The following is a 26,018-nucleotide window of genomic DNA, read 5'->3' as shown; positions in this document are numbered from 1 at the left end:
AACATTTGCTGGAGTGATGATTATGGACTTTGGCCTAGCGACCGAGCTGTATCCCGACGAATATCGCTATCAAACAGAACATTATAGTCCCAATGATAATCCATTGGACTTGATACAAGTGATCCAACAACTGCATGCCAGTTTAGATCCTAGGACAGTCTTTGCCTGCTATGGCAAAGTGCTGGGACAACACTTGCCGATCCAAGGCGTGCGCTTAACCTATGGCGAGCACAAATTCAGCTGGGGCAAACGTTATGGTATCAGCGTCAAACGACAGCTCATGTGTGCAGGAATGCCATTAACGATTCAGTACCAACTGGTGACGCCATTTACGCCATCACAAACCTCAAACTTACAGGATATTGAACCGCTGTTATTGCAACCTTTATTAAATGCGTTGCAATATCAAGAAATGTCGATGCAAGCTATGTTTGACTCGCTCACTGGCTTAGGCAATCGCCATTATTACAGTCAGAGTCTCAGTAATGCGACCGCCAGAGCCCATCGAAAACAAGGAGCAGTCGCTCTCATAGTTCTCGATCTTGATAACTTTAAACAACTTAATGATAAATTCGGCCATAAATGTGGTGACTATATTCTGAAGGAATTTGGTGACATCATTCGTGCAACCATACGCAACACAGATCAAGCCTTCCGGATTGGTGGTGATGAATTCGTCATTATTGTCCAAGGCAATATTCATGCGGCTGGCTTGTTATGTGAACGGATTGTCTCGGTAATCAATCAGCACAGTAGTTTCAATCAATTTGGGGTGAGCTGTAGTTTAGGGGCGGCAGAATCACACGATACCATTGAAGCCGAACAACTTTATGAACTTGCCGATAAGGCGCTTTATCAAGCCAAAGCCGCCGGACGTAACTGCTATAAACTCAGCCAAAATCAATTAGTTTAACACGCGCAGGGATGCCAAATGAAATGCGATAACTCACTCGCAGCGCGTACCCCATAAAGGTCTAAATCAAACTGACGCGCTGCGTTCCACTCTCCTCTCGCTTTCCTAGAACACACCAATATTCCAAGATTAACTCTCGACTAGAATTCCTTTGCTTCCTCAACAAACACCTGTAAACCAAGTCCATTCGACTCAACAATAAAGCCCTTTTCAACCCACAGTCCAATTGCCATCACCAGTTGCTCGCCATAAAACACAAACCCCACCTTTTCGCGTACCCAAGGCGGAATGGCAAACTCTTGCCACAGTTTCTTTAATTCTCGCCCCTTACCCCGAGAATTAGGGTGGCAGCGAAATTGTCCCGCAAGTTGATAACGCACACTAACGACTTCATCAGGCCAAGGTAAACGGACTCTGGGACCTTGTTTTGTCACTATCAGCCTAATCTGCTCACCATTCGCTAAGCCCGCAGGCGACACGACTAATTCGGTACTATCTCCCTGTAATAAAGAAATAAAGTCATGCTGTGGCAAGGTCCAACTCACAGGCTGAGTGTGACGTTTGTGAGTTTGATACTTGAATAAATAGACTTGATTAGCAAAGCGACGGATTTCACACTCACCCACTCGAATATGCACTTTAGCATCGTCTTTCGCGTTAAGAAGCTGAGTGATGATTTGCTTAAGCTGCACCTTTGAGGGCAAAGCAAAACCTTGGGATTCAATAAAGCCACGTAAGAGTAACGCTTGCCAGTCGGCTGACTGTTCGGCAAAACCATCGAGCTTGAATACACTTTGAGTATGGTAAGGGGCTTGGGTTAACCATAAAGGTAAACGTTCACTCACCTGTAAATCCAGCGTCGCCTGTTGTTCGGCGCACAATGCCGCACTGCGACTCGCAGTTGTCGCAATACTCGGCCAACGCGCTTTTAAGCGGGGAATGATTTCTAAGCGTAAAAAATTTCGATCGTACTTATCGTCTTGATTACTTTCATCTTCGATATGCACTAAGCCCTGCTGTTTTGCGTAGGCTTCAATTTGCTCACGGCTGATATCCAATAACGGCCGCAGTTGTCTGCCATGTGTTAATGCTTGCACTTGTCCCATGGCCGCCAGCCCTTTAGGCCCCTGACCCCGCTTGAGTGCCAGTAAGATAGTCTCAAGCTGATCGTCTTCATGGTGAGCCGTCAGCAACACATCATTGGCACTTAAATGCCGCTCAATCGCCAGATAACGCGCTTTGCGCGCTTCGGCTTCAAGGCTCAATCTTGGCCCGCGATTAACCGTGACTCGCTCAACCGTAACAGGCAAACCGTAATGCAGACCCCGCTCAAGGCAATGCTGTGCCCAAGCCTCAGCGTTATCGCTTAGGCCATGGTGTACATACACTAGCTGATAAGTAAACTCCGGGTGTTGCCGTGCAAACCGGCTTAAACCAAAGGCTAAGACTTCGGAATCAACTCCGCCACTGTAAGCCAGCACTAACTTGCAGTCAGGGGCTAACGATTGCGCAGCCAAAAAAGCACTGATATGCGCGCTGAGATCGCCAGCAGTCAATGCTTCGTCAAACTTAGCCGACATAAGTTAACTTCATCTGTTTACACCTAAGACATTCGCCAACATTAGAATAAAATTCTCACCTTGTTTGGCCCGAGCAATGATTCGAGCGAAAGCATTAAATCATCGGTTGGATTCACTCGCCAAGCATCGGCGAGTCTAAACTGACCTTTGGCTTGAGCTTGAGTGTAATTAATCACCACAGGCACAGCGCCGTTACGCCACGGGCTTAGGGCTTGCTCGAAAGTGTCTAACGCCGATGGCGTTAACTCGCTGCCATCCATATCAATTTCCAGCGCTTTGGCAAAGTGGCTGCGCGCCTCACTGATATCTATGATGTTACGCGCCGTCATACGGTTACCGCCGGCAAAATCATCGTAACTCACCTCACCTTCACAAATGAGGATGCGGTCTTTCTCCAGCAGATGATTAAACTTTTCAAAGGCTTCAGTAAACAACATGATTTCAAGACGTGCGCTCTTATCATCGAGCGTCAACAGACCCATTTTCGAGCCGCGTTTGGTCAGCATCACTCGCGTTGCCACCACTAAACCCGCAGCCTTAGCGGTTTTACCGCGTTCGGTGGGATGCACATCTTTCAAACGACCGGACGTGTAATGCTTAAGCTCTTTTAAATATTGATTGATCGGATGACCAGTCAAATACAAGCCTAGGGTTTCGCGCTCGCCTTCGAGCCAAATTTTATCTGGCCATGGGGTACATTCGACAAACTGCTGCTTACTGTCTTCGGGTTCACTGTTGAGCAAACCAAACATATCGTGTTGGCCAATCGCCTCGGCTTTGGCATGTTGATCAGCAGCGCGAATCGCTTCGGGCAAGGTTGCCATCATAGACGCACGATGCGGCCCTAGAGTATCGAGTGCGCCCGCGCAGATCAGCTTTTCAATCACGCGCTTATTGAGCTTTTTCAAATCGATACGGGCACAGAAATCGAATAAATCCACGAAGGGGCCATCTTTACGCGCCTCTAAAATCGATTCAACTGGACCTTCACCCACGCCTTTAATGGCGCCAATGCCATAAACAATGCGCAAATCATCATCGACGGTAAATTTGAACAAGCCTTTGTTCACATCCGGAGGAATGAGCGGTAATCCCATACGCTCGCATTCATCGACCAAAGTCACAATTTTATCTGTGTTGTCCATATCAGCCGACATTACCGCCGCCATAAACTGCGAAGGATAATGGGTTTTTAGCCATAAGGTCTGATAAGACACAAGCGCATAGGCGGCTGAGTGAGATTTGTTAAAACCGTAGCCAGCGAACTTTTCCACTAAGTCGAAGATCTTCATCGACAAGTCGCCATCGACGCCGTTATTGATTGCGCCCTCTTTAAAGATACTGCGCTGCTTGGCCATCTCTTCGGGCTTTTTCTTACCCATAGCACGGCGCAACATGTCGGCGCCGCCAAGGGTGTAACCCGATAACACCTGTGCAATCTGCATCACTTGCTCTTGATACAGAATAATACCGTAGGTCGGCGATAGCAGTTCTTTTAGGGATTCATGCTGGTACTGAGAATCGGGATACGATACTTCCTCGCGCCCATGCTTACGCTCGATGAAGTTATCTACCATGCCCGATTGCAAAGGCCCAGGGCGGAACAATGCCACCAGTGCGATCATGTCTTCAAAACAGTCAGGCTGCAGACGTTTAATCAAATCCTTCATACCGCGGGATTCCAACTGGAATACCGCCGTGGTTTCATATTTTTGCAACAAGCGGAAAGATGCCGCATCCGTTAACGGAATCGCTTCGATACGCACAGGTGGGCGACCGTTTTTGACCTCGACCTTGTTCACCATTTCCAGTGCCCAGTCGATAATGGTCAAAGTACGTAAACCCAAAAAGTCGAATTTAACTAAACCTGCGGTTTCGACGTCGTTTTTATCGAATTGTGTTACAGGGTTTTTACCTTCTGCATCGCAATAGAGCGGCGCAAAATCGGTAATTTTAGTCGGTGCAATCACCACACCACCCGCGTGTTTACCCGCGTTACGCGTCACACCTTCGAGCTTGCGACACATGTCGATCAAATCTTTTACGTCTTCATCGGCATCATAGGATTCTTGCAGGGCTGGCTCGACCTCAAACGCTTTCGCCAGCGTCATCCCAGGTTCTGGTGGAATGAGTTTAGAAATTCGGTCAACGAAGCCATAGGGATGACCCAGCACACGGCCAACGTCACGAATAACCGCTTTTGCCGCCATAGTTCCGAAGGTGATGATTTGCGATACCGCTTCGCGGCCGTACAATTCGGCCACATGGTCGATCACTTCATCACGTCTATCCATGCAAAAGTCGACGTCAAAGTCGGGCATAGAAACCCGCTCAGGGTTGAGGAATCGCTCGAACAGTAAGTCAAATTCTAATGGGTCTAAGTCGGTAATCTTAAGCGCATAGGCCACGAGTGAACCCGCGCCCGAGCCACGACCAGGCCCGACTGGAATACCGTTATCTTTACCCCATTGGATGAACTCCATCACGATCAAGAAGTAACCGGGGAACCCCATCTGGTTGATCACTTTAAGTTCAATGTCGAGGCGCTCATCGTATTCGCCGCGTTTCTCGGCGCGCACCTCAGGATCAGGGAACAAAAACTCGAGCCGCTCTTCAAGACCCTTCTTCGAACAGTCGACCAGAAAGTCTTCAATGGACATATCGCCCGTCGGGAAGTTGGGCAGGAAATATTCGTACAAACGGATCGTTACATTACAGCGTTTAGCGATTTCGACACTGTTCGCCAACGCCGCAGGAATGTCGGCGAATAGTTCACACATTTCCTCTTCGCTACGCAAATACTGCTGTTCACTGTATTTTTTAGGTCGACGAGGATCGGCAAGGGTAAAGCCATCGTGAATTGCCACCCGAATTTCATGGGCATCAAAATCTTCGGGTTTAAGAAACACCACCTGATTGGTCGCCACAACAGGGATGCCCTTCTCCTGCGCTAAGGCCACCGCCATATGCAGATAACGCTCTTCATCGGGGCGACCTGTGCGGATCAGTTCGAGGAAATAACGGTCAGTGAAATGGGTCTGATAAAAGTCGCATAAAGATTCGACTTGTGTGCCATTGCCCTTGAGCAATGCCTTACCCAGATCGCCTTCTTTGGCGCCCGATAACAGCAAAATGCCTTCGTTATAAGTGAGTAACCACTCTTGGTCTATCACTACACGGCCGGCCACTTGGCCACGCAAATAGGCTTGGCTGATGATTTGGGTCAGATTCTGATAACCGACATTGTTCATCGCAATGATGGTTAAGGCGCATAATTCACCGTCAAATCCAGGCACTTGCATCCAAAAATCGGCACCAATAATCGGCTTGATCCCCGCACCATGGCAACCACTGTAAAACTTCACCAAACCACAAAAGTTATTTTGGTCAGTCAAGGCGACCGCGGCCATTCCCTGCGCTTCTACCTGCGCCAAAATAGGCTTGACCTTGGCCACGCCATCGGTCATAGAGAAGTCACTGTGGACACGAAGATGCACAAAACGAGGATCGGACATAATTAGGATTATCTTTGAATAGCAGGTTAACAATAACTAGAAAGCAGACTAACAAAGTCACGCAGCCAGAGCCAGTGACTTTGCTGGATAACGGGAACTTATACCCAAACAACCTGAAACTCGTATCTTCAGGTAGCTTGGGAGCACAGCTTACAGCCCCAGTAATGCCTTGACGGGTTTAAAACTTTTACGATATTGGTCAAACACCCCATGTTCGGCGATGGCCTCAAAATGCGCCTTAGTCGGATAGCCCTTATGCTTAGCAAAACCGTATTGCGGATAAGCAGCATCGAGCACATCCATCTCACGATCCCGCGTCACTTTGGCGATAATCGATGCGGCACTAATACTGGCAATTAAACCATCACCTTTAATGATGCTGTGACTGGTAAGCGAGGCGCCATTATGGGCAACAAATGCTGGACTGCGATTGCCATCGACTAACACCAACGCAGGCGCAATCTTAAGCCCAGCAACCGCGCGCTGCATTGCCAACATAGTGGCATGCAAGATATTAAGCGTATCGATTTCAGTAGGACTTGCGCGGCCCACGTGATAACACAGGGCTTTTTCACAAATCTCATCAAACAAAGCTTCGCGGCGCTTCTCACTGAGTTTCTTGGAATCATTCAGACCACTGATGGGCTTGTTTGGATCTAAAATCACAGCCGCAGTCACTACATCGCCGACTAATGGCCCACGGCCGACTTCATCCACACCAGCAATTAATCCCGTCGAAAAGGCCAGCAAATCGGCTTCGGTTAAACTTTTAAAAGTTGCCACTAGTTAGCCTCCAGCGATTTAGCATGACTTGGTTTAGGCTCAACCAGTGCCATTACCGCTTCAGCGGCTTTTAAGCTCGCATCACGGCGTAACACTTGGTGCAGGGCATCAAACTCAGCTTTGAGCGGCGTAAAATCTCGATTTAACTCGACTGTGACCGCTGCAGCTATTTTCTCTGGCGTGCAATCTTCTTGAATGAGCTCAGGGACGAGATCTTTTCCAGCCAGTAGATTCGGTAACGAGAAACGCTCGACCTGCATCATGCGCTTAGCAATCCAATAGGTCATAGGGCTAACACGATAAGCCACCACCATTGGACGCTTGACCAACATGGCTTCTAACGTCGCGGTGCCAGATGCTAATAAAATGCCATCGGCAGCCGCCATGACTTCGCGCGACTGACCTTCGACCATATGAATTTCGAGATCCGGTGCAAAATCCTTCAGCGCTTGCTCAAATTGCTCACGGCGTTTTTGATTGACCAGTGGCGTCACAAAACGTATATCAGGGAAGTTCTGTTTAATCAGTAAAGCCGCCTTCACGAAAGGCTCAGCCAGTTGCTTTAACTCGCCACCACGGGATCCCGGTAGAATAGCTAAATATTCTGCATCGGCATCGAGTTCAAGTAACTGACGCGCCGCCGCTTTATCGCTTCGCAACGGAATATCATCCGCTAAGGTATGACCCACAAAGGTGCAAGGTACTTGATGCTTGTCATAAAAAGCTTTCTCAAATGGCAATAACGACAACACCATATGGGTCGCCTTCGCGATTTTGAATATACGTTTTGGGCGCCATGCCCACACGGATGGGCTCACATAATGGACGGTTTTAATACCGCGGGCTTTAAGTTTAAGCTCGAGGCCTATATTAAAATCCGGTGCATCTATGCCAATAAAACAATCGGGCTTAAGCGCGGTGATCTCTTTAATCAAGGATGACCGCACTTTTAATAAGCGAGGTAGACGAGATAACACTTCAACGATTCCCATCACTGCGAGTTCTTCCATCGCAAACAGGGATTTGAAGCCTAGGGCTTCCATGCGGGGTCCACCGATACCGACAAAGCGCGCATCGGGATGGGTCTTTTGCAGCGCAGCCATTAAACCTGCACCTAAAATATCGCCTGAGAGTTCTCCGGCAACCATGGCAAACACTAATGGAGTTTTATTGCTCATAAACCAATCACGTCTCATGAATTAATGGCATTGGATGAAGAGGTAAACCACACCTAAAATGCATCGTTCCAAGCCTACACTTATGTTAAGTTAATGATTCAATTAATGACTAAGCTCATTTATGGTCGAATGCATTGATGAATAAACGCATTTTTAACGACTACGTCTACCACAAAAAAGGCTTAAACCAATAATACAAAAGGGCATAAAAATGCCCTTTTGTTGTCATGTGGTCATCAAGTTAGCGAATAATGCCGCGACTCGATGACTTTACAAACTCAAGCAGTAATTTGACTTGCTCATCGTTCTGCGCATCTTCAGCTAATGCTTCAATCGCTTCTTCTACCGTTAAGCTGCTACGATATAACGTTTTATAAGCACGACGCACGGCTAACTGGCTTTCTTTAGAAAAACCGCGACGCTTCATACCTTCGCTGTTTAAGCCGCGAGGCACTGTCGGTTGACCCGCTGCCATCACAAAAGGAGGCACATCCTGCAAAACTAAAGAACAACCGGCAGTAAACGCATGGGCACCAATATGCACAAACTGATGTACGCCTGTCATACCGCCTAAAATCGCCCAGTCACCGACGTGCACGTGACCTGCAATAGATGCGTTATTCGCCATGATGACATTATCGCCGACCACACAGTCATGGGCGATATGCACATAGTTCATAAACAGGTTATTCGACCCAATACGGGTTTCACTGTTATCTTGAACTGTACCGCGGTGAATGGTCACGTTTTCACGGATGACGTTATTGTCGCCAATGATCAGTCGTGTCGGCTCGCCAGCGTACTTTTTGTCTTGGCATTCTTCACCAACGGAGGCGAATTGAAAAATACGATTCCCTTTGCCGATAATCGTTGGACCTTTGACCACCACATGGGAACTCAACCAACAATCATCACCAATTTCGACGCCCGCACCGATATAGGTCCAAGGGCCAATAGTGACGTTATTGCCAATTTTTGCATCGGGATGCACAAACGCTAATGTATCTATCACTGACTAATCTCTCTGCGGGCACACATGATTTCAGCGGAACAAACCACTTCACCATCCACTTTGGCCTCACCGTAGAAAACGCCAATCCCGCGGCGCTCTTTAATCATTTTGACATCAAAATGAATTTGATCTCCTGGCTCAACCACACGTCTAAAACGCGCATTATCGATACCAGCAAAGTAATACAACACACCTGGCGGTGGTACATCACTACTCATCGTTTTAAAGGCTAACAGGCCAGTTGCCTGTGCCATCGCTTCTAAAATAAGCACACCTGGCATCACAGGTTGTATCGGGAAATGTCCCTGAAAAAATGGCTCATTTATTGAAACGTTTTTGATCGCCTGCAGACTAACACCAGGAGTGTAATCAAGCACACGATCGATCAATAGGAATGGATATCTATGGGGTAGATATTTAAGTATTTCTTTAATATCCATAGTGTTCATTTGATTAGACACGAACCGAGTTCCTCAAATTGCCTTGGGGCAATTAATCTGGTGTTTTTAAATTTTTTTCCAACGTTTTAACACGCTGGAACAGTTCATCTAACTGACGGAAACGAACTGTATTTTTACGCCAAAGTTTATTTTCCATTGCCACGGTGGCAGAAGAGTATAAGCCAGGCTCACGCATATTAGTGGTGATATTGGTAGCACCAGACACATGCACACCATCGGCAATGCTCAAATGACCTGCGATGGCACAACTACCGCCAATAATACAATATTTACCGATAGTGACACTGCCTGCGACAGTAGTACTGCCTGCGATAGCAGTATTTTCGCCGATAATATCGTTATGGGCAATTTGCACTTGGTTATCAATAATCACACCGTCGTGGATCTCTGTATGGCCTAATGCCCCACGATCTACCGTTGAATTAGCACCAATCTCAACCCGATCGCCAATACGCACGCCACCTGTCTGCGGAATTTTAATCCACTGACCACGTTCGTTAGCATAACCAAAACCATCTGAGCCTAATACGGCACCCGAATGGATAATACAATCCTGTCCTAAATGCACATCGTGATAGACTGTGACATTAGCCCACAAACGTGTTTTTGAGCCAATAACCACATCTTGTCCCAGCACAACACCGGCACCAATCTGCACATTTTCACCTAAAATGACGTTCGCACCAATCACAGCATTCGCGCCAATAGCGACACCTTCCCCTAAATGGGCTGAAGAATCAATTTGTGCCGAAGGATGGATACCTACCGCCGCTTTGGGTGTCGTGTCCAAATACTGAGCAACACGAGCAAAACCGACATATGGATCTTTTACAATTAACGCAGTACCTTGATAATCCTGCGCATCTTTAGCTGACAATAACACCGCACTCGCTTGAGTTGCCTCAAGCTGAGAGCGGTATTTACTGTTGGCTAAAAAAGAGATCTGACCCGCCTTGGCATTTTCTAAGGTCGCCACACTATTAATAATTAGCGTTTCGTCGCCTTGGATATCACCGTCTAATAACAGGCATAGCTCTTTTAAAGTCACACTATTCATCTATTACTTGCCTTTGCTTAAGGCTTCAACCACTTTGCCACTGATGTCAGCGTTAGGCTTAACATAAATGACAGCACCACGTTGTAATACCAAATCATATTGGTCTTTTTCAGCGATAGTGTTGATGGCTTTTTGCACTTTAACTAACAGTTTATTTTGCTCTTCACCTTGGCGACGACGTAGGTCTTCATCCAATGCTTTGCCTTTTAACTGATATTCAGATTTTAGCGATTCCATTTTACGAACCAGCTCAGTTTTTTGTGCATCGTTCATTAATGCACCATCACGTTGCTGTTTCTCCATCAGAGAACGCATTTCTTCTTGCATTTTTTGGACATCAGCTACGCGATCACCAAACTCTTTCTTCAGAGATTGAGAGATCTGTTCACGTTGTGGGAGCTGTTCAAACACAGCGCCCATATCCACTACGGCAATTTTCTCAGCATGTGCCACTAACGGCGCGCCTAACAAAACTAACGTCATCAGCGCACAATTTACCATCTTGTTCAAAATAAACTCCTTGTTACCTTGTTATTGTCAGCAAAACTTGCCGAGTGTATGCCTTTTAAAAAGTTTTGCCAATATTGAAAGAGAAGATCTCCGTTTGGTCACCTTCATATTCTTTAAGCGGCCACGCCAAGCTGAACACCATAGGTCCCATAGGTGATAACCATTGCACACTCAGGCCCCAAGAGGCGCGCAGGCGTGCTGGATCACTAAAGTCCTGTAACTTAGCAAACTCTTCCGCAGGCAAACTATTTCGATAAAAATCATAGTCAAACTCAGTATCCCAGACGTTACCCGCATCGACGAAGAAGCTAGTACGAACTGAGTTAGTGTAAGCCTCATCCAAGAATGGGGTTGGTACAATCAACTCCATACTTGCCGTTGCAAGAGCATTACCACCGATAGAGCGGCCAGAACTGACTTGAATGCTATCAGGATCCGGTTGAGGGAAGTTACAACCATCACCCGATGGATCCAAGCAAGGTTCGCTACCACTATACATATAGAAGGAGCGAGGACCGACCGAGTTTGACTTAAAGCCACGTAGTGAGCTACTACCACCTGAGTAATAGTTTTCCCAGAAAGGCAAAATTTGGTCATTATCATTAAATTGACCATAACCGTTACCATAACCTAATCGACCACGGGCCAAGAGCACAACGCTCTGACTGCGGTTAACAGGAAAATAGAAGTTAGTGTCAAAGTCTGTCTTAAAATACTGTAAATCAGACCCTGGCGAAGTCATTTTGCCATTCAGACGCTGGGACGAGCCATCTGTTGGGAAAGTGCCACGGTTCAAGGTACTACGATACCAGCCTAGGCTGAGTTCGAAGTTATCAAAACTTAAGTCGGCATTCGGATCATCATCACGATAGATGTTATAGAAACGACGTGCCTGCTCATAGGCAGAAATTTCAGAAATCGTGTTGTGACGATAGCCAATACCACCATTGATACGGTTGTATTCGTTAATCGGGAAACCCGAGTTAAGCGCCACACCATACGAACTGTTTTTATAGCGTTCTAAGTTAGCTTCATTGGCGTCAAACTCACTCCAATAAACGCTCCCGCCTAAACTCACTCCGTCTTTTGTCCAGTACGGATCGGTATAGGATAAGTTAACGTTTTTAGAGTACTTATTTGTACTCAAGCTAATACCCGCTTGATTACCTGTACCTAAGAAGTTGTTTTGCTGTACGCCAAACTGCAAGCTCAGACCTGATTCAGTACCATAACCGACACCCGCGTTAAATGAGCCCGATGGCTGCTCTTTCACTTTAACCGCAACATCAACTAAGTCATCAGTACCCGGCACTTGAATGGTTTCAGTGTCAACGGTTTCAAAGAAGCCCAAACGGTTAAGACGGGCTTTAGATTGCTCAACTTGCGCTGAGTTTAACCAAGCGCCTTCCATCTGACGCAGCTCACGGCGCATCACTTCATCTTTAGTCACTGTATTACCAGTGAAGTTAATCGCCCGTACGTAAACACGTTTACCCGGTTTAACATTGATGTTTAAGGTGACTTCTTTAGTCTTATCATCAATTTCAGGGTAGGTTTTCACTTCAGGGTAAGCATAACCGAAGCGGCCTAAATACTTGCTGTACATTTCTTCGGTGAAAGTCACATCACCGCCGTTGTACATATCACCTGCTTTGATTGGCAGAATTGATTTCATCAACTCTTCACGGCCCATCAAATCACCCGTCAGGTTTACTTCTTTAACTTTATACTTCTCACCTTCATCTACGTTGATGGTGATATATAAACCTTTACGGTCAGGCGTCATGGCCACTTGAGTCGAGGTGACTTCGAAGCGGATATAACCTTTATTGTGATAATAGGTTTTGATGGTCTCGAGATCGGCCTGCAGCTTTTGCTTCTGATAACGGCGTTCGCCGAACAGATCCCACCAAGCCACATAATCTTTAAGTTCCAGCATGCCAATCAACTCAGCATCGGTGAACTCATGATTACCGACCACGTTAATTTGGCGGATTTCGGCCGCTAAACCTTCGGTAAACTTAAATTTCAGCTCAACCCGATTACGGGGTAAGTTAATCACTTGAGCTTCCACTTTCGCGCCGTATTTACCCACGCCGTAGTAGAAATCCTGCAGACCCTTTTCAATACCGGTCAACATAGTGCGATCGAGCGACTCACCGACTTTAACGCCAGAACCGTCCAGACTTTCCTGTAACTGTTCGTCTTTAATGTCTTTGTTGCCATCGAATGTCACGGCACTGATGGTAGGACGTTCAGTGACTTTCACCACTAATACGCCGCCATCTCGGCTCACGGAGACATTTTCAAAGTTAGTCGATGCATACAAGCTTTTAATCGCTTGCTGGATTCTTAACTGGTCAACAGTGTCACCTACTTTTACTGGTAAGCTTAACAAGGCAGCACCGAGTGCAACTCGTTGCAAACCTTCAACTTGGATGTCGGTCACTTCAAACGGTTGGAAAGTATCAGCCAACACAGTCCCTGAAAACGACGCACCGACGAATAACATCGAGGCAAAAAGTTTATTCAATCTCATAGAGCACTTCTAATTATTAGTCTGTCCTTGCTCAGAGTCGGGCAAAATCATTGAAAAGCGCAACGCTCATCAACATCAGCAGTATTGCTGCCCCAAATCTGAATCCTATTTCCTGCACCTTTTCAGGTACAGGTTTACCAGTTATTACTTCAATAAAGTAATACAGCAGGTGTCCCCCATCGAGCACAGGTAAAGGCAGCAAGTTAATGATGCCTAAATTGACGCTGATGAGCGCGAGGAACCCGAGAAAATAGACCAAGCCATAGTTTGCACTACTGCCCGCACCCTGTGCGATCGAAATGGGTCCACTCAGGTTTTTCACCGACACATCGCCGGTAAATAATTTGCCAATCATCTTAAAGCTCACAGCAACAAGTTGCCATGTTTTATCCGCTGCTATACCGAAAGAATCGATTGGTCCATATTCAAGTTGTAAACGCATATTGTCTGGCCATTGTGCTTGGGTTGGGCTCACCCCGAGCATACCTATCTCTTGGCCATCGGCATTTTTACTGCTTAAGGGTGTCACTGCCACATTAAACTGTTCGCCATTGCGACGCACAGTTAAACTCACAGGCACATTGGCAGAATGTTGAATAATGTCAACAAAAGCCTGCCAATCGGTATAATTTTTACCATTTATTGCGACTAAGGTGTCACCGACTTTTAGCTCACTATTCGCAGCGGCACTGTCAGGACTAATCGCAGCAATGGTGGGGACGATTTCGGGACGATAAATCCCTAACCCTAATGCCGTAATCGGGGATTCTTTTTCAGGATCAAAACGCCAATTACGCGTATCTAAGGTATAAGACCGCGCACTAGAGTCTAAACCTTGCAAACCATTCAATGGCGTTAGCGATACACTCAGACTTTCATCACCTATGTGGCCGACTAAAGCTAAATTCACCTCTTCCCAGTTACGCACAGCCTGACCGGAAATGGCCGTTATTTGCATTGGCTCTGTGATTTGAATTTGCGCAGCAGCAGTCCCGGGGGTCGTCGAGATGATCACAGGCTTAAGTGATGGCACACCAATCAGATACATAAAATACAGGGCAACGATGGCAAAAATAAAGTTAGCAATTGGACCTGCGGCCACAATCGCAATACGTTGCCATACGGTTTTACGATTGAACGCTTGATCTTTTAATTCATCGGGAACGTCTTCAACACGCTCATCGAGCATTTTGACATAGCCGCCAAGGGGGATCATGGCTAACACATATTCAGTGCCGTCTTTACCAACACGGCGCCAAATAGCCTTACCAAAACCAATGGAGAAACGTTCGACTTTCACGCCACAACGTCGCGCGATATAGAAATGGCCGTATTCGTGGGCAGTAATTAACAGACCCAGTGCAACGATGAAAGAACCTAAGTTCCATAAAAAATCTAACATCCCACTCCTTACGTTATAAATTTAATCACTCAGCTATTGCTAAGCGATGCTTGCTAATGTCTCACGCGCATAGACGCGGGTTTGCGCATCTAAGGCTAAAATATCTTCTATGCTGCCCATAGGACGTTTAGGCACAGTGACTAAACAAGCCTCATTCACTTTTGCAATTTGTGTAAAACCAATTTGCCCCTGCAAGAATGCTTCAACAGCGACCTCATTGGCAGCGTTTAATACGGTTGTAGCCTCTTGGCCTTGGGCACACGCCTCCATAGCCAAAGCCAAACAGGGGAAACGTTCAAAATCAGGTTCATAAAAGCTTAACTGTCCGACTTTGAAAAAATCTAAAGGTTCAACGCCCGAATGAATTCTTTGCGGATAAGCCATGCAATGGGCAATCGGTGTGCGCATATCTGGGTTACCCATTTGGGCGATAACCGAACCATCACGGTACTGCACCATAGAGTGGATCACGCTTTGCGGATGAATAACCACTTTAAGTTGCTCAGCCTGAGTATTAAACAACCACCGCGCCTCAATGAACTCTAAACCCTTATTCATCATAGTGGCGGAGTCAACAGAGATTTTAGGTCCCATGGACCAATTAGGGTGTTTACAGGCTTGGGCAGGCGTCATGGCCGCAAGTGTCGCAAGATCCGACCGCAGGAAAGGTCCGCCAGAACCGGTTAACAAAATATGGGATATACCCGACGCAGCTAAATCGCAACGGCCGAGGTTAGCCTGCACTTCTAGGGGTAAACATTGAAAGATAGCATTATGCTCACTGTCCACGGGCAATAGCACAGCACCAGAGCGCTTAGTCGCCTCAATAAACAACTCACCCGACATGACTAAAGCTTCTTTATTGGCCAGTAATACTCGCTTTCCCGCCTTCACGGCTTCAAGGGTTGGTACTAGCCCTGCCGCCCCGACAATCGCTGCCATTACGGTATCCACTTCGGCAGCCGTCACTAAACCGAGTAAATCGTTTATGCCAGTAGTGACTTGGATATTGAGCGCAGCGGGTAAAACGGCGCGTAACTGTTTCGCAGCCTCTTCATCCACCATATGTGCGACTTTCGGTTTATGGGCTACACACAAAGCCAGCATCTTATCAACGCTCGCATTGGCCACCAATCCATAGATGCTATAAGCCAATGGATTAGCCGAAATCACGCTTAAGGTACTAGCACCAATTGAACCGGTAGCACCCAAAATCACCATATTTTGCATAGCGTTACATCCAGAATGCAATGTAGATCAGGGTAAACACCGGCAAGGCTGCAGTCAGGCTGTCGATGCGGTCGAGCACGCCGCCGTGACCGGGCAAAATAGTGCCAGAATCTTTAATACAGGCCGCACGCTTAAACATACTCTCAGATAAATCGCCCAGCGCTGACACTAAAGCAACAAATAAGGTCACTGCCACAACTAAACCCAGTTCTTGCTCTGGCGAATAATACATAACACCTGCAACCACGAGCATAGTCGTCACTAAACCACCAACTAGGCCTTCCAAGGTTTTAGCAGGGCTCACTGCAGGCATCAGTTTCGTTTTACCTATCGCTTTACCGACGAAGTAAGCCCCAGAATCTGCGGCCCACACAATCAACATCACTAACAGTACTAATACTGGGCCGTAATAGGGTGAAGTTTGTGAGCTAATAGATTTGAGCGCGATAAGAGCAACAAAGCAAGGCACTAAGGTTAACTGTCCAAACATGGACTTAAACATAGGATTCTTTTGCCAGAACTTAGCGCTTTTAGGATAAGTTACCACTAATAATAGTGATGCTAACCACCAGAATGCACCAATATAGAGAATGGCCAAATAGATAGGATGTAACTGGTGGCTTAACCAAACTGCATCAATTGGCACAATCAGATTAATTGCCACCAATAGGATGCCGACTGTGAAGGTAAAGCTCCACTGAGTGACATCACACTGATTATCGATAATTCTTCCCCATTCCTTTGCTGCAATAAGGAAGACGGCAACTAAGGCCCAGGCGAAGTAGCTGGCAGGGAGCAAAAATATCGCCCCCAAAACTAATGGAACTAACCAAGTTGCTGTTATTATTCGTTGTTTTAGCAAAAAAAATCCCTCATGAGGTTTTACAATGCACGCATCTCATCAATCTGACTTCCAGTCAGACCAAAACGGCGCTGGCGACTTGCAAAAATGGCTATCGCTTCATGAAAAGCCTGTTCATCGAAATCAGGCCAAAGGGTGTCGGTAAACACCAATTCTGCATAGGCCGCCTGCCACAGCACAAAATTGCTGATGCGACAGTCCCCGCCCGTGCGGATCATTAAATCAACTTCACTCTGATTTTGCATGCACAAATGTGCACTTAAGGCTTCTTCGGTGAACTGACTGCTGGTCATTTCGCCAGTTTCGACCTTTTCCGCTAATTTTTGTGCTGCTTGAAGTATGTCCCAACGGCCACCATAGTTAGCCGCAACATTCAGAACCAAGCCAGTATTGCGAGATGTCTTTTCTTGAGCAGCAGCAATTTGCTTCTGTAATCGCGCCGAAAAGCGGCTGATATCGCCAATAATGTTGAGCTTAACCTGATTCTTATCCAGCAATTTAATTTCGCGCTGTAATACGGTAAAAAACAACTCCATCAGCAAGCTGACTTCTTTATCCGGTCTACGCCAATTCTCGCTAGAAAATGCGAATAAGGTTAGCGATTCAATGCCTAATTGGCTTGCCGTGCTTACGGCTCTTCTAACGGCCTTAACACCAGCCTTATGTCCCATCACTCGTGGTTTACCTTGGGTTTGTGCCCAACGCCCATTGCCATCCATGATAATAGCAACATGCTTAGGTAACGACTGTTTCACGAGTTCGGGTAATTGTCCCGGCAAGGTCGTTTGAGTGTATAAATCACTCTCACTCGTCCTAGGGTGCGGATCAAGTTCCACTGTGGATGACATCTAATACAGCCCTTTAAAATAGACAAACGCCGTGTAGTATACCCCTACACGGCGCATCAACTCTAGCTTATCGAACTGAGATTAGACTTCCATCAACTCAATTTCTTTGGCCGCTAAAATCTCATCGACCTTTTTAATGTGAGCATCGGTGAACTTTTGCACTTCTTCTTCACTGCGACGCACATCATCTTCAGTACAAGCTTTAGCTTTTTCAAGCTTTTTCACTTCAGAAATCGCATCACGACGCACGTTACGGATAGCAATACGACCGTTTTCAGCTTCGTTACGCACCACTTTGATGAAGTCTTTACGACGTTCTTCAGTCAACGCGGGTAATGGAATACGTAATGTCGCGCCAGCTGACATAGGATTCAGACCTAAATCAGAGCTCATAATAGCCTTTTCAACGGCTTGGATAGCACTACGGTCAAACACAGTCACAGACAAAGTGCGTGAATCTTCAACGCCCACGTTAGCCACTTGGTTTAGTGGCGTCATAGTGCCGTAGTAAGAGACTTGAATGGAATCCAGCAGGCTTGGGTGGGCACGACCGGTACGCACTTTTGCCATTTGGTTTTTAGTCGCGTCAACGCATTTACCCATACGCTCTTGCGCATCTTTCTTAATGTTCTCAATCACGTTAAATGTCCTTCTTGGTCATTAAATAACTTTTTTCGCTCTGATCAGCGTGCCTTCTTCTTCACCCATGATAACGCGGCGTAGAGCGCCAGGCTTATTCATGTTGAAGACTAAAATAGGCATGTCGTGATCACGCGCCATAGTAAAGGCGGCTAAGTCCATTACTTTTAATTCTTTTTCCAGAATTTCCGCATAAGTCACTTCATCATACTTAACGGCGTCTGGGTTCTTCATTGGGTCTTCGGAGTATACACCGTCGACTTTAGTGCCTTTCAATACGACTTCAGCTTCGATTTCAATGCCGCGTAAACAGGCCGCAGAATCGGTCGTGCAGAAAGGATTACCTGTACCGGCAGCAAAAATAACCACTCGGCCAGATTTTAGCAAGCTGATCGCTTCAGCCCAATTGTAATCATCACACACACCCTTTAACGGGATAGCTGACATCAGACGAGCATTAACATAGGCACGGTGCAGGGCGTCTCGCATTGCCAAGCCGTTCATAACCGTTGCCAGCATACCCATGTGATCGCCCACCACACGGTTCATGCCTGCTTTTGCTAGGCCTTCACCGCGAAACAGATTACCACCACCAATAACCACACCCACCTGAATACCCAGCTCAACCAGCTCTTTCACTTCCTGAGCCATGCGATCTAATACTTTAGGGTCGATGCCGAAGCCTTCGTCGCCCATCAGTGCTTCGCCACTTAATTTAAGAAGAATGCGTCTAAATGCGGGTTTTGGATTGGTGCTCATAATTTTTATCCTGGTCATAACAAGACCGCAGCTATTGCCGCGGTCTTGGGGGTATTTAGCGTTGGCGATTAAGCCTTTTTAGAAGCAGCGATTTGAGCAGCAACTTCAGCCGCGAAATCTTCTTCTTTCTTCTCAATACCTTCACCCACTTCTAAACGAATGAAGTTAGTGACTTTAGCGCCTTTCTCTTTCAGAATTTCGCCAACAGTTTTCTTTGGTTCCATGATGTAAGCTTGACCAGTCAGAGAAATCTCACCGGTGAACTTCTTCATACGACCAAGAACCATCTTCTCAGCGATCTCTGCCGATTTGCCTTCGTTCATTGACATTTCGATTTGCAGAGCTTGTTCTCTTGCAACGATTTCTGCAGGAACATCTTCTGGGTTCACGTATTCAGGCTTAGAAGCAGCAACGTGCATTGCGATGTGCTTTAAGGTTTCTTCGTCAGCTTCACCGGCAACAACAACGCCAATGCGCTCACCGTGACGGTATGAAGATAGGTTTGCACCATCGATGTACTCAACACGACGAATGTTGATGTTTTCACCGATTTTAGTTACCAATGCAACGCGTGCATCTTCGAACTGTGCTTTTAAATCTTCAAGAGTCACTTTAGATGCAGCAGCGGCATCTAATACTGCGTTCGCGAATGCTAAGAAGTTTGAATCTTTAGCAACGAAGTCAGTTTGACAGTTAACTTCTAATAGCGCAGCGAAACCTTCGCCATTCTTGATCAGAATTGTACCGTCAGCAGCGATGTTACCCGCTTTTTTAGCCGCTTTAGCAGCGCCAGACTTACGCATGTTGTCAATTGCTAACTCCATGTCGCCGTTAGCTTCTGTCAGAGCGTTTTTACAATCCATCATGCCTGCGCCAGTACGGTCGCGCAGTTCTTTAACTTGGGCAGCAGTAATTGCCATTGTTAAATCCTCTATAAAAAATCGACTAATTTGCAGATATAAAACAGGGGCCGAATGGCCCCTGTTAACCAATCAAAAATCTTGGTTAATAAGGGTGATGATAATCATCCCGCCTTATTATTATTCGGCTTCTACGAAACCGTCTTGCTCAGCTTGAACAGCCAAATCTTGACCACGGCCAGCTTTTGCAGCAGCAGCAACAGAAGAAGTGTACAGGCGAATAGCACGCATAGCGTCGTCGTTACCAGGAACGATGTAGTTAACACCATCTGGCGCAGAGTTAGTATCAACAACTGCAACAACAGGGATACCCAGGTTGTTAGCTTCTTTAATAGCGATATGCTCATGGTCAGCACCAATGACGAATAATACGTCTGGCAGGCCGCCCATGTTTTTAATACCACCTAAAGATTTTTCCAGCTTTTCAAGCTCACGAGTACGCATCAGCGCTTCTTTCTTGGTCAGCTTGTCGAAAGTACCGTCTACTGATTGGCTTTCCAGTTCTTTCAGACGTTTGATTGACTGACGAACGGTTTTCCAGTTAGTCAGCATACCGCCTAACCAGCGGTGATCAACATAGTACTGGTCACAAGACAGAGCAGCTTCTTTGATCGCTTCGCCAGCAGCACGTTTAGTACCAACGAATAATACTTTACCTTTCTTTGAAGCTACGTTGCTGATGAAAGCTAGCGCTTCATTGAACATTGGCACAGTATGCTCAAGGTTGATGATGTGAACACCGTTGCGAGCACCGAAAATGAATGGCTTCATTTTTGGGTTCCAGTAACGGGTTTGGTGACCGAAGTGGACACCGGCCTGAAGCATATCGCGCATTGAAACTGTAGTCATTTCTATTACCTTAAAGTTTAGGGGGTTAGACCTCCACGTATCCCATGTCTTCGACCCCTTATATAACAACTGAGGGCACCCCGAAGAATGTGTCGACACGTGTGTGATTTAGTATTTAGACAAATAGCCATGTATAATGGCCGCCATCTTTAGTCTTGCAAGTATCAAAGCAGCGCAAAAGCTGGCTTAGACAATTCATCAAGACTTAAACATAACGGCGCGCTTTATACCATAAATAGCCCTAAAGCACAAATTTTTGCATTAGGTTGCGTGGCCAACAGACATTAAAGACACAAGAGAAAACGCAATGAGTATAGTCATCAAGACCGCTGAAGAAATTGAAAAAATGCGTGCTGCGGGCAAACTAGCCGCACAGGTATTAGAAATGATCGCGCCGCATGTTAAACCGGGCGTGACCACCAATGAGCTCAATGACCTCTGCGCCAAATATACCGAAGAGCAAGGTGCGATTTCGGCGCCGCTTAACTACCATGGTTTTCCTAAATCCATTTGTACTTCTGTAAACCATGTGATTTGCCACGGCATTCCAAACGACAACCCACCATTGAAAGAAGGCGATATCCTCAATATCGACATCACAGTGATTAAAGACGGTTATCACGGCGATACCTCGATGATGTTTTTAATCGGTGAAGTGAGCGCGAAGGACAAACGTCTGTGCCGCATCGCGCAAGAAAGCTTGTATTTAGCTATTCGTAAGGTTCGTCCAGGTTTAAAACTGGGTGAAATCGGCAATACTATCGAAAAATTCATCAAAGCAAGCAAAACAGGCCTTGAGAAATATTCCATCGTGCAAGATTATTGTGGCCACGGTATTGGCTCGGGTTTCCATGAAGAACCTCAGGTCATGCACTACCGTAACGGCGATAACACAGTATTACGCCCAGGCATGTGTTTCACCATTGAACCTATGATCAATGCCGGTCGCCACACGACCATACTCGATCGCGATGATAAGTGGACGGTAACGACCTCCGATGGTAAAAATTCAGCCCAGTGGGAACATACCTTACTGGTGACTGAAAAAGGGGTTGAAGTACTTACCCTGCGTGAGGATGAGGATTTCCCACGTATTATCAATCACGAGCGATAGGCCACACTAACAAACATAAAAACAAGGGACTCGATGAATATAGCTCTGCTCGCTAAACAATCATTAATCGAACAGAATCAGATTCTTTTGGCCAGTTTTAAGGCTAAAACCCCGATTGAAGAGCTCGTCACGCAGCGCTGTCAATTTGTCGATGCCCTTGTCAAGCAAGCTTGGGAACAGCACGGTCTAAGGGAATATGATATTGCCCTGATTGCCGTGGGCGGCTATGGCCGTGGTGAGCTGCATCCCCACTCGGATGTCGACTTGCTGTTCCTGTTTAATGATATCTTGTCACCCGCCGCCGAAGCAGCACTCAGTCAGTTTATTGCCTTTCTATGGGATGCCAATCTGGAAATCGGCCACAGTGTCCGTACGTTAAACGACACGATTATCCTCGGCCGTGAAGACATCACCATAGCCACCAATCTGTTAGAGGCACGATTGCTCGAAGGGCCCGAATTTTTATTCGATCAACTTTATGATGCGATTCGTCAAAGTGACTTTTGGACTTCAAGCGATTTTTTTATCGCAAAACGGGATGAGCAAAATGCCCGCCATGCCAGAGCCAGTGCCTTCGATTTAGAACCCAATATCAAGAGTTGTCCCGGTGGTCTTAGGGATATTCAAACCATTGCTTGGGTAGCCATGCGTCACTTTGGCGCCGCTCGCCTCGAAGAATTAGTCCAATACGACTTTTTAGAGCCCGGTGAATTAGAAGAGCTGCTCGAATGTCAGCACTTTTTGTGGAAGTTACGCTTTGCTCTGCATATGGTGGTCGGTCGCGATGAAAATCGCTTACTCTTTGATGTACAGCGCCAAGTTGCCGAGCTTATGGGGTATGAAGACGCCACCCAGCTTGCTGTTGAGCAAATGATGAAACGTTACTATCGCACGGTACGTCGAGTGATGGAGCTAAACGAAATGTTGCTGCAGCTGTTTAAACGGGCAACACTGGGGCATACAAAAGCTTTAGAAATTCAATCGATAGATAAACACTACCAGCGCCGCGGCACTTTTATTGAAGCGCTAAGCGATGATCTTTTCGATAGCGGCGAAGAAATTGTCCGGCTGTTTTTGTTGGTCGCTAAAAACTCCAACATCAAAGGTATCTACGCACCAACGCTGCGTTCGCTGCGCCGAGCAAGACGCGCCCAGCCGCAAGCCTTACAAGAAAACCCGCTTTGTCGCCAAGCCTTTATGGAAATTCTGCGCCATCCCCGCGGCATTGTTGCTTTGTCTTTAATGCATAAACACGGCGTGTTATCGGCCTATTTACCCGCATGGCGAAATATTGAAGGCCAGATGCAGTTCGACCTGTTCCACGCCTATACGGTCGATGAACACACCCACAGATTACTGCTCAATATCGAGCGTTTTTCCCAAGCCGAACAAAAGGAAGAATTTCCCTTAGGCTCGATTCTCATCAACCAACTGCCTAAAAAAGGTTTACTCGTATTAGGCGCTATCTTCCACGATATCGCCAAAGGCCGCGGTGGCGATCACAGTAAACTGGGCTCAAGCGATGCCCTCGCCTTTTGTAAGCTGCACGGGTTAAACGATCACGATGGCCGTCTAGTCGCTTGGCTGGTTGAGAATCATCTAGTGATGTCTGTCACCGCCCAGCGCCGTGATATTTCCGATCCCGATGTGGTGGCCGACTTTGCCAATAAAGTCCGCGATGCCGTGCATTTAAGCTATCTGTACTGCTTAACCGTCGCCGATATCTGCGCCACCAACGAAAAAACCTGGAACAACTGGAAAGGCTCACTGCTGCGCGATTTGTACTTTTCGACCCAAAGGGTGCTCGCCCGCGGTAAAGAAAAACCCGTCGATATTCGTGCCAGAGTGCGTGAATACCAAGCTAAGGCGAAAAAAGAGCTGCTGCGCCGCGGATTGAAAGAGAAAGATCTCGATGCCCTGTGGCAACGTTTTAAGGCAGATTACTTTTTACGCCATCAGCCAAATCAAGTCGCGTGGCACGCCGAAGCAATTTTAAAGCACAAACAACAGGATGAGCCTTTAGTCTTAGTGTCCAAACACACCACCCGTGGTGGTACTGAGCTATTTGTCTATTGCCAAGACAGACCTAAATTGTTCGCAACTGTGATGGCGGTACTCGACAATAAAAATATCAACGTCCATGATGCCAACATCATGACGTCAAAAGACAATTATGCCCTCGATACCTTTGTGATCTTAGAGCAGGATGGTGAGCCCGTTAGCCAGCTTTCACGCATCCAAAGTATCCGTAAGGCGCTCGAGAAAGCCCTGTCGAGCGACAGTCCAAAACTGCCGCGCTTTAGAAAACTATCGCGCAAGATGAAACCTTTTAATGTGCCGACACAAGTGAGTTTCCTCGAAAGCAGTCGTCATGGTACAAGTATGATGGAGCTTATCGCCTTAGATTCTCCAGGATTACTGGCAAAAGTCGGGGATATCTTTTACCGTTGCAACACAACATTACTTGCGGCCAAAATCACCACCATTGGTGAGCGAGCCGAAGACTTTTTTATGCTGCAGACCAATGACGGCTTGCAACTTAACGAAACCCAAGAGAATACCCTCAGGGACGCTTTAATCAGTGCCCTGAGTGCAAAGAATATCGAATCAGTTAATTAACGAGACCAGTGGGAGAAGTAAATGGAGGCTTTACGCCAACGTATTGAGGCGGCTTTTGAAGCGCGCGCCGACATCACACCAAGCACAGTTGACGCCGGTGTGCGTGACGATGTGCAAAATGTCATCAATATGCTCGACAAAGGTGAAGTCCGTGTCGCCGAGAAAATCGACGGACAATGGCATGTGCACCAATGGCTGAAAAAGGCGGTATTACTGTCCTTCCGTATTTTCGATAACGTGGTTATCGATGGCGCCGAAACCAAATACTTCGACAAAGTGCCGTTAAAATTTGCCGAATATGATGAAGCCCGCTTTAAAGCGGAAGCCATTCGTGTAGTGCCTTCGGCGACAGTACGTAAAGGCTCATTCATAGGTAAAAATACCGTGTTGATGCCATCCTATGTGAACTTAGGTGCCTATGTTGATGAAGGCACTATGGTTGACACTTGGGCGACCGTTGGCTCATGTGCACAAATCGGTAAAAATGTGCATTTATCTGGCGGTGTAGGTATTGGTGGCGTACTTGAGCCATTGCAAGCGGGCCCAACCATCATCGAAGATAACTGCTTTATCGGTGCGCGTTCTGAGATTGTTGAAGGCGTCGTGGTTGAAGAAGGCTCAGTGATTTCCATGGGTGTGTATATCGGCCAAAGTACTCGAATTTATGATCGCGAAACCGGCGAAGTGCATTACGGTCGTGTACCAGCAGGCTCTGTTGTTGTTTCTGGCAACTTACCATCAGCCTGTGGCAAGTACAGCCTCTATGCCGCTATTATCGTTAAGAAAGTCGATGCAAAAACCCGTAGTAAAGTGGGTATCAACGAATTACTGCGTATTGTTGATTAACAGTCACAGCATTTGTTCGATAACATGAGTTCCATAAAAAGATGCCTAAGGGCATCTTTTTTATTGTCGGTAAAATTTAGCCTACGATTGAGCGATCACTGCCCAGCTTTATAATAACTGTTTAATAAAGTACTTATACCCGTGATCAATGAAGATGCTTGATTTTCAGTGAAATGAGGATCAAGCTAACGATTATGAAACTACTCCTTACTCCTGAACAAAAACAAGTCCTAGAGACCCAGCATGCTCAAACGCGTGACGGGCGTATTCGTGACCGCATCAAAGCAGTACTGCTTGCATCCGAAGGCTGGACCCCGGCAATGATTTCTCAAGCATTACGCATTCATGAAAGCACTGTACGTAATCACCTTGCCGATTACAC

The 26,018-nt window shown here is 46.6% G+C and carries 22 protein-coding genes; 5 read left to right on the top strand and 17 right to left on the bottom strand.

Translation table 11 applies throughout. The features are described from left to right. Positions 1-22 precede the first annotated feature (22 nt). Complete coding sequence (locus L5M38_RS14200) at positions 23-913, top strand: GGDEF domain-containing protein (protein ID WP_105249714.1); 891 nt, start codon at positions 23-25, stop codon at positions 911-913. Positions 914-1,053: 140 nt separating this feature from the next. On the opposite strand, the gene tilS is transcribed toward L5M38_RS14200, so the two are convergent. The 17 genes from tilS to rpsB all read right to left on the bottom strand — a co-directional run bounded on the left by tilS (position 1,054) and on the right by rpsB (position 21,057). Continuing rightward, positions 1,054-2,493: a tRNA lysidine(34) synthetase TilS gene (tilS, locus tag L5M38_RS14195; protein ID WP_263165827.1), complete on the bottom strand. Its 1,440-nt coding sequence runs from the start codon at positions 2,491-2,493 to the stop codon at positions 1,054-1,056. A gap of 41 nt (positions 2,494-2,534) precedes the next feature. Then, on the bottom strand, positions 2,535-6,008 hold the full coding sequence (dnaE, locus tag L5M38_RS14190; protein ID WP_263144935.1) for a DNA polymerase III subunit alpha: 3,474 nt from the start codon (positions 6,006-6,008) through the stop codon (positions 2,535-2,537). 150 nt (positions 6,009-6,158) lie between these two features. Then, positions 6,159-6,791 carry a ribonuclease HII gene (gene rnhB / locus L5M38_RS14185; protein ID WP_263165825.1) on the bottom strand — a complete coding sequence of 211 codons (633 nt, stop codon included), beginning with the start codon at positions 6,789-6,791 and terminating at the stop codon, positions 6,159-6,161. Beyond that, positions 6,791-7,969, bottom strand: coding sequence for a lipid-A-disaccharide synthase (lpxB, locus tag L5M38_RS14180; RefSeq protein WP_113938987.1), 1,179 nt, complete (start codon positions 7,967-7,969; stop codon positions 6,791-6,793). Before lpxB ends, rnhB begins: the two co-directional genes overlap by 1 nt. A gap of 241 nt (positions 7,970-8,210) precedes the next feature. After that, positions 8,211-8,981, bottom strand: a complete 771-nt coding sequence (gene lpxA, locus L5M38_RS14175; RefSeq protein WP_028760598.1) for an acyl-ACP--UDP-N-acetylglucosamine O-acyltransferase — start codon at positions 8,979-8,981, stop codon at positions 8,211-8,213. After that, complete coding sequence (fabZ, locus tag L5M38_RS14170; RefSeq protein WP_006080990.1) at positions 8,978-9,442, bottom strand: 3-hydroxyacyl-ACP dehydratase FabZ; 465 nt, start codon at positions 9,440-9,442, stop codon at positions 8,978-8,980. The genes lpxA and fabZ overlap by 4 nt, the downstream gene beginning before the upstream one ends. Positions 9,443-9,473: 31 nt before the next feature. Further along, a complete protein-coding gene (gene lpxD, locus L5M38_RS14165) occupies positions 9,474-10,499 on the bottom strand; it encodes a UDP-3-O-(3-hydroxymyristoyl)glucosamine N-acyltransferase (RefSeq protein WP_263165823.1) in 1,026 nt (341 codons plus the stop codon). Between the two features lie 3 nt (positions 10,500-10,502). After that, a complete protein-coding gene (locus L5M38_RS14160) occupies positions 10,503-11,000 on the bottom strand; it encodes an OmpH family outer membrane protein (protein ID WP_028760600.1) in 498 nt (165 codons plus the stop codon). A 64-nt stretch (positions 11,001-11,064) separates the two neighbouring features. Next, positions 11,065-13,548 (bottom strand): outer membrane protein assembly factor BamA, encoded by a 2,484-nt coding sequence (gene bamA, locus L5M38_RS14155; RefSeq protein WP_263138105.1) that lies wholly within the window; start codon positions 13,546-13,548, stop codon positions 11,065-11,067. A 31-nt stretch (positions 13,549-13,579) separates the two neighbouring features. Beyond that, the gene (gene rseP / locus L5M38_RS14150) at positions 13,580-14,950 is read right to left on the bottom strand and encodes a sigma E protease regulator RseP (protein WP_263165821.1); all 1,371 of its coding nucleotides are present in this window, start codon (positions 14,948-14,950) and stop codon (positions 13,580-13,582) included. A 39-nt stretch (positions 14,951-14,989) separates the two neighbouring features. After that, entirely contained in the window at positions 14,990-16,180 is a 1,191-nt protein-coding gene (gene ispC, locus L5M38_RS14145) for a 1-deoxy-D-xylulose-5-phosphate reductoisomerase (protein ID WP_263138103.1), read from the bottom strand. A gap of 4 nt (positions 16,181-16,184) precedes the next feature. Next, positions 16,185-17,042 carry a phosphatidate cytidylyltransferase gene (locus tag L5M38_RS14140; protein ID WP_105249720.1) on the bottom strand — a complete coding sequence of 286 codons (858 nt, stop codon included), beginning with the start codon at positions 17,040-17,042 and terminating at the stop codon, positions 16,185-16,187. A 20-nt stretch (positions 17,043-17,062) separates the two neighbouring features. After that, positions 17,063-17,890, bottom strand: coding sequence for an isoprenyl transferase (locus tag L5M38_RS14135; RefSeq protein WP_028760605.1), 828 nt, complete (start codon positions 17,888-17,890; stop codon positions 17,063-17,065). An 81-nt stretch (positions 17,891-17,971) separates the two neighbouring features. Further along, positions 17,972-18,529 (bottom strand): ribosome recycling factor, encoded by a 558-nt coding sequence (frr, locus tag L5M38_RS14130; protein WP_012088724.1) that lies wholly within the window; start codon positions 18,527-18,529, stop codon positions 17,972-17,974. Between the two features lie 21 nt (positions 18,530-18,550). Beyond that, positions 18,551-19,288 carry a UMP kinase gene (gene pyrH, locus L5M38_RS14125; protein WP_006080981.1) on the bottom strand — a complete coding sequence of 246 codons (738 nt, stop codon included), beginning with the start codon at positions 19,286-19,288 and terminating at the stop codon, positions 18,551-18,553. 68 nt (positions 19,289-19,356) lie between these two features. Continuing rightward, positions 19,357-20,208: a translation elongation factor Ts gene (gene tsf, locus L5M38_RS14120; protein ID WP_028760606.1), complete on the bottom strand. Its 852-nt coding sequence runs from the start codon at positions 20,206-20,208 to the stop codon at positions 19,357-19,359. Between the two features lie 120 nt (positions 20,209-20,328). Then, positions 20,329-21,057 (bottom strand): 30S ribosomal protein S2, encoded by a 729-nt coding sequence (gene rpsB, locus L5M38_RS14115; RefSeq protein ID WP_028760607.1) that lies wholly within the window; start codon positions 21,055-21,057, stop codon positions 20,329-20,331. Between the two features lie 283 nt (positions 21,058-21,340). Here rpsB and map point away from each other — a divergent pair, with 283 nt between their 5' ends. From map to L5M38_RS14095, 4 genes are all read left to right on the top strand, one after another. Beyond that, a complete protein-coding gene (gene map, locus L5M38_RS14110) occupies positions 21,341-22,171 on the top strand; it encodes a type I methionyl aminopeptidase (RefSeq protein WP_226058787.1) in 831 nt (276 codons plus the stop codon). 33 nt (positions 22,172-22,204) lie between these two features. Beyond that, positions 22,205-24,790, top strand: coding sequence for a bifunctional uridylyltransferase/uridylyl-removing protein GlnD (glnD, locus tag L5M38_RS14105; protein WP_168823186.1), 2,586 nt, complete (start codon positions 22,205-22,207; stop codon positions 24,788-24,790). Between the two features lie 21 nt (positions 24,791-24,811). Further along, the gene (gene dapD / locus L5M38_RS14100) at positions 24,812-25,636 is read left to right on the top strand and encodes a 2,3,4,5-tetrahydropyridine-2,6-dicarboxylate N-succinyltransferase (RefSeq protein WP_263179488.1); all 825 of its coding nucleotides are present in this window, start codon (positions 24,812-24,814) and stop codon (positions 25,634-25,636) included. A gap of 194 nt (positions 25,637-25,830) precedes the next feature. Next, on the top strand, positions 25,831-26,018 hold a 188-nt coding region (locus tag L5M38_RS14095; protein ID WP_263179487.1), incomplete at its 3' end, for a helix-turn-helix domain-containing protein.

Origin of the sequence: Shewanella sp. SM101 (assembly GCF_025654465.1) — a bacterium.
GTDB classification, from domain to species: Bacteria; Pseudomonadota; Gammaproteobacteria; order Enterobacterales; family Shewanellaceae; genus Shewanella; species Shewanella oncorhynchi.
Note: the sequence above shows the minus strand (reverse complement) of the source record. Positions and strands in the feature narration are given on the sequence as shown.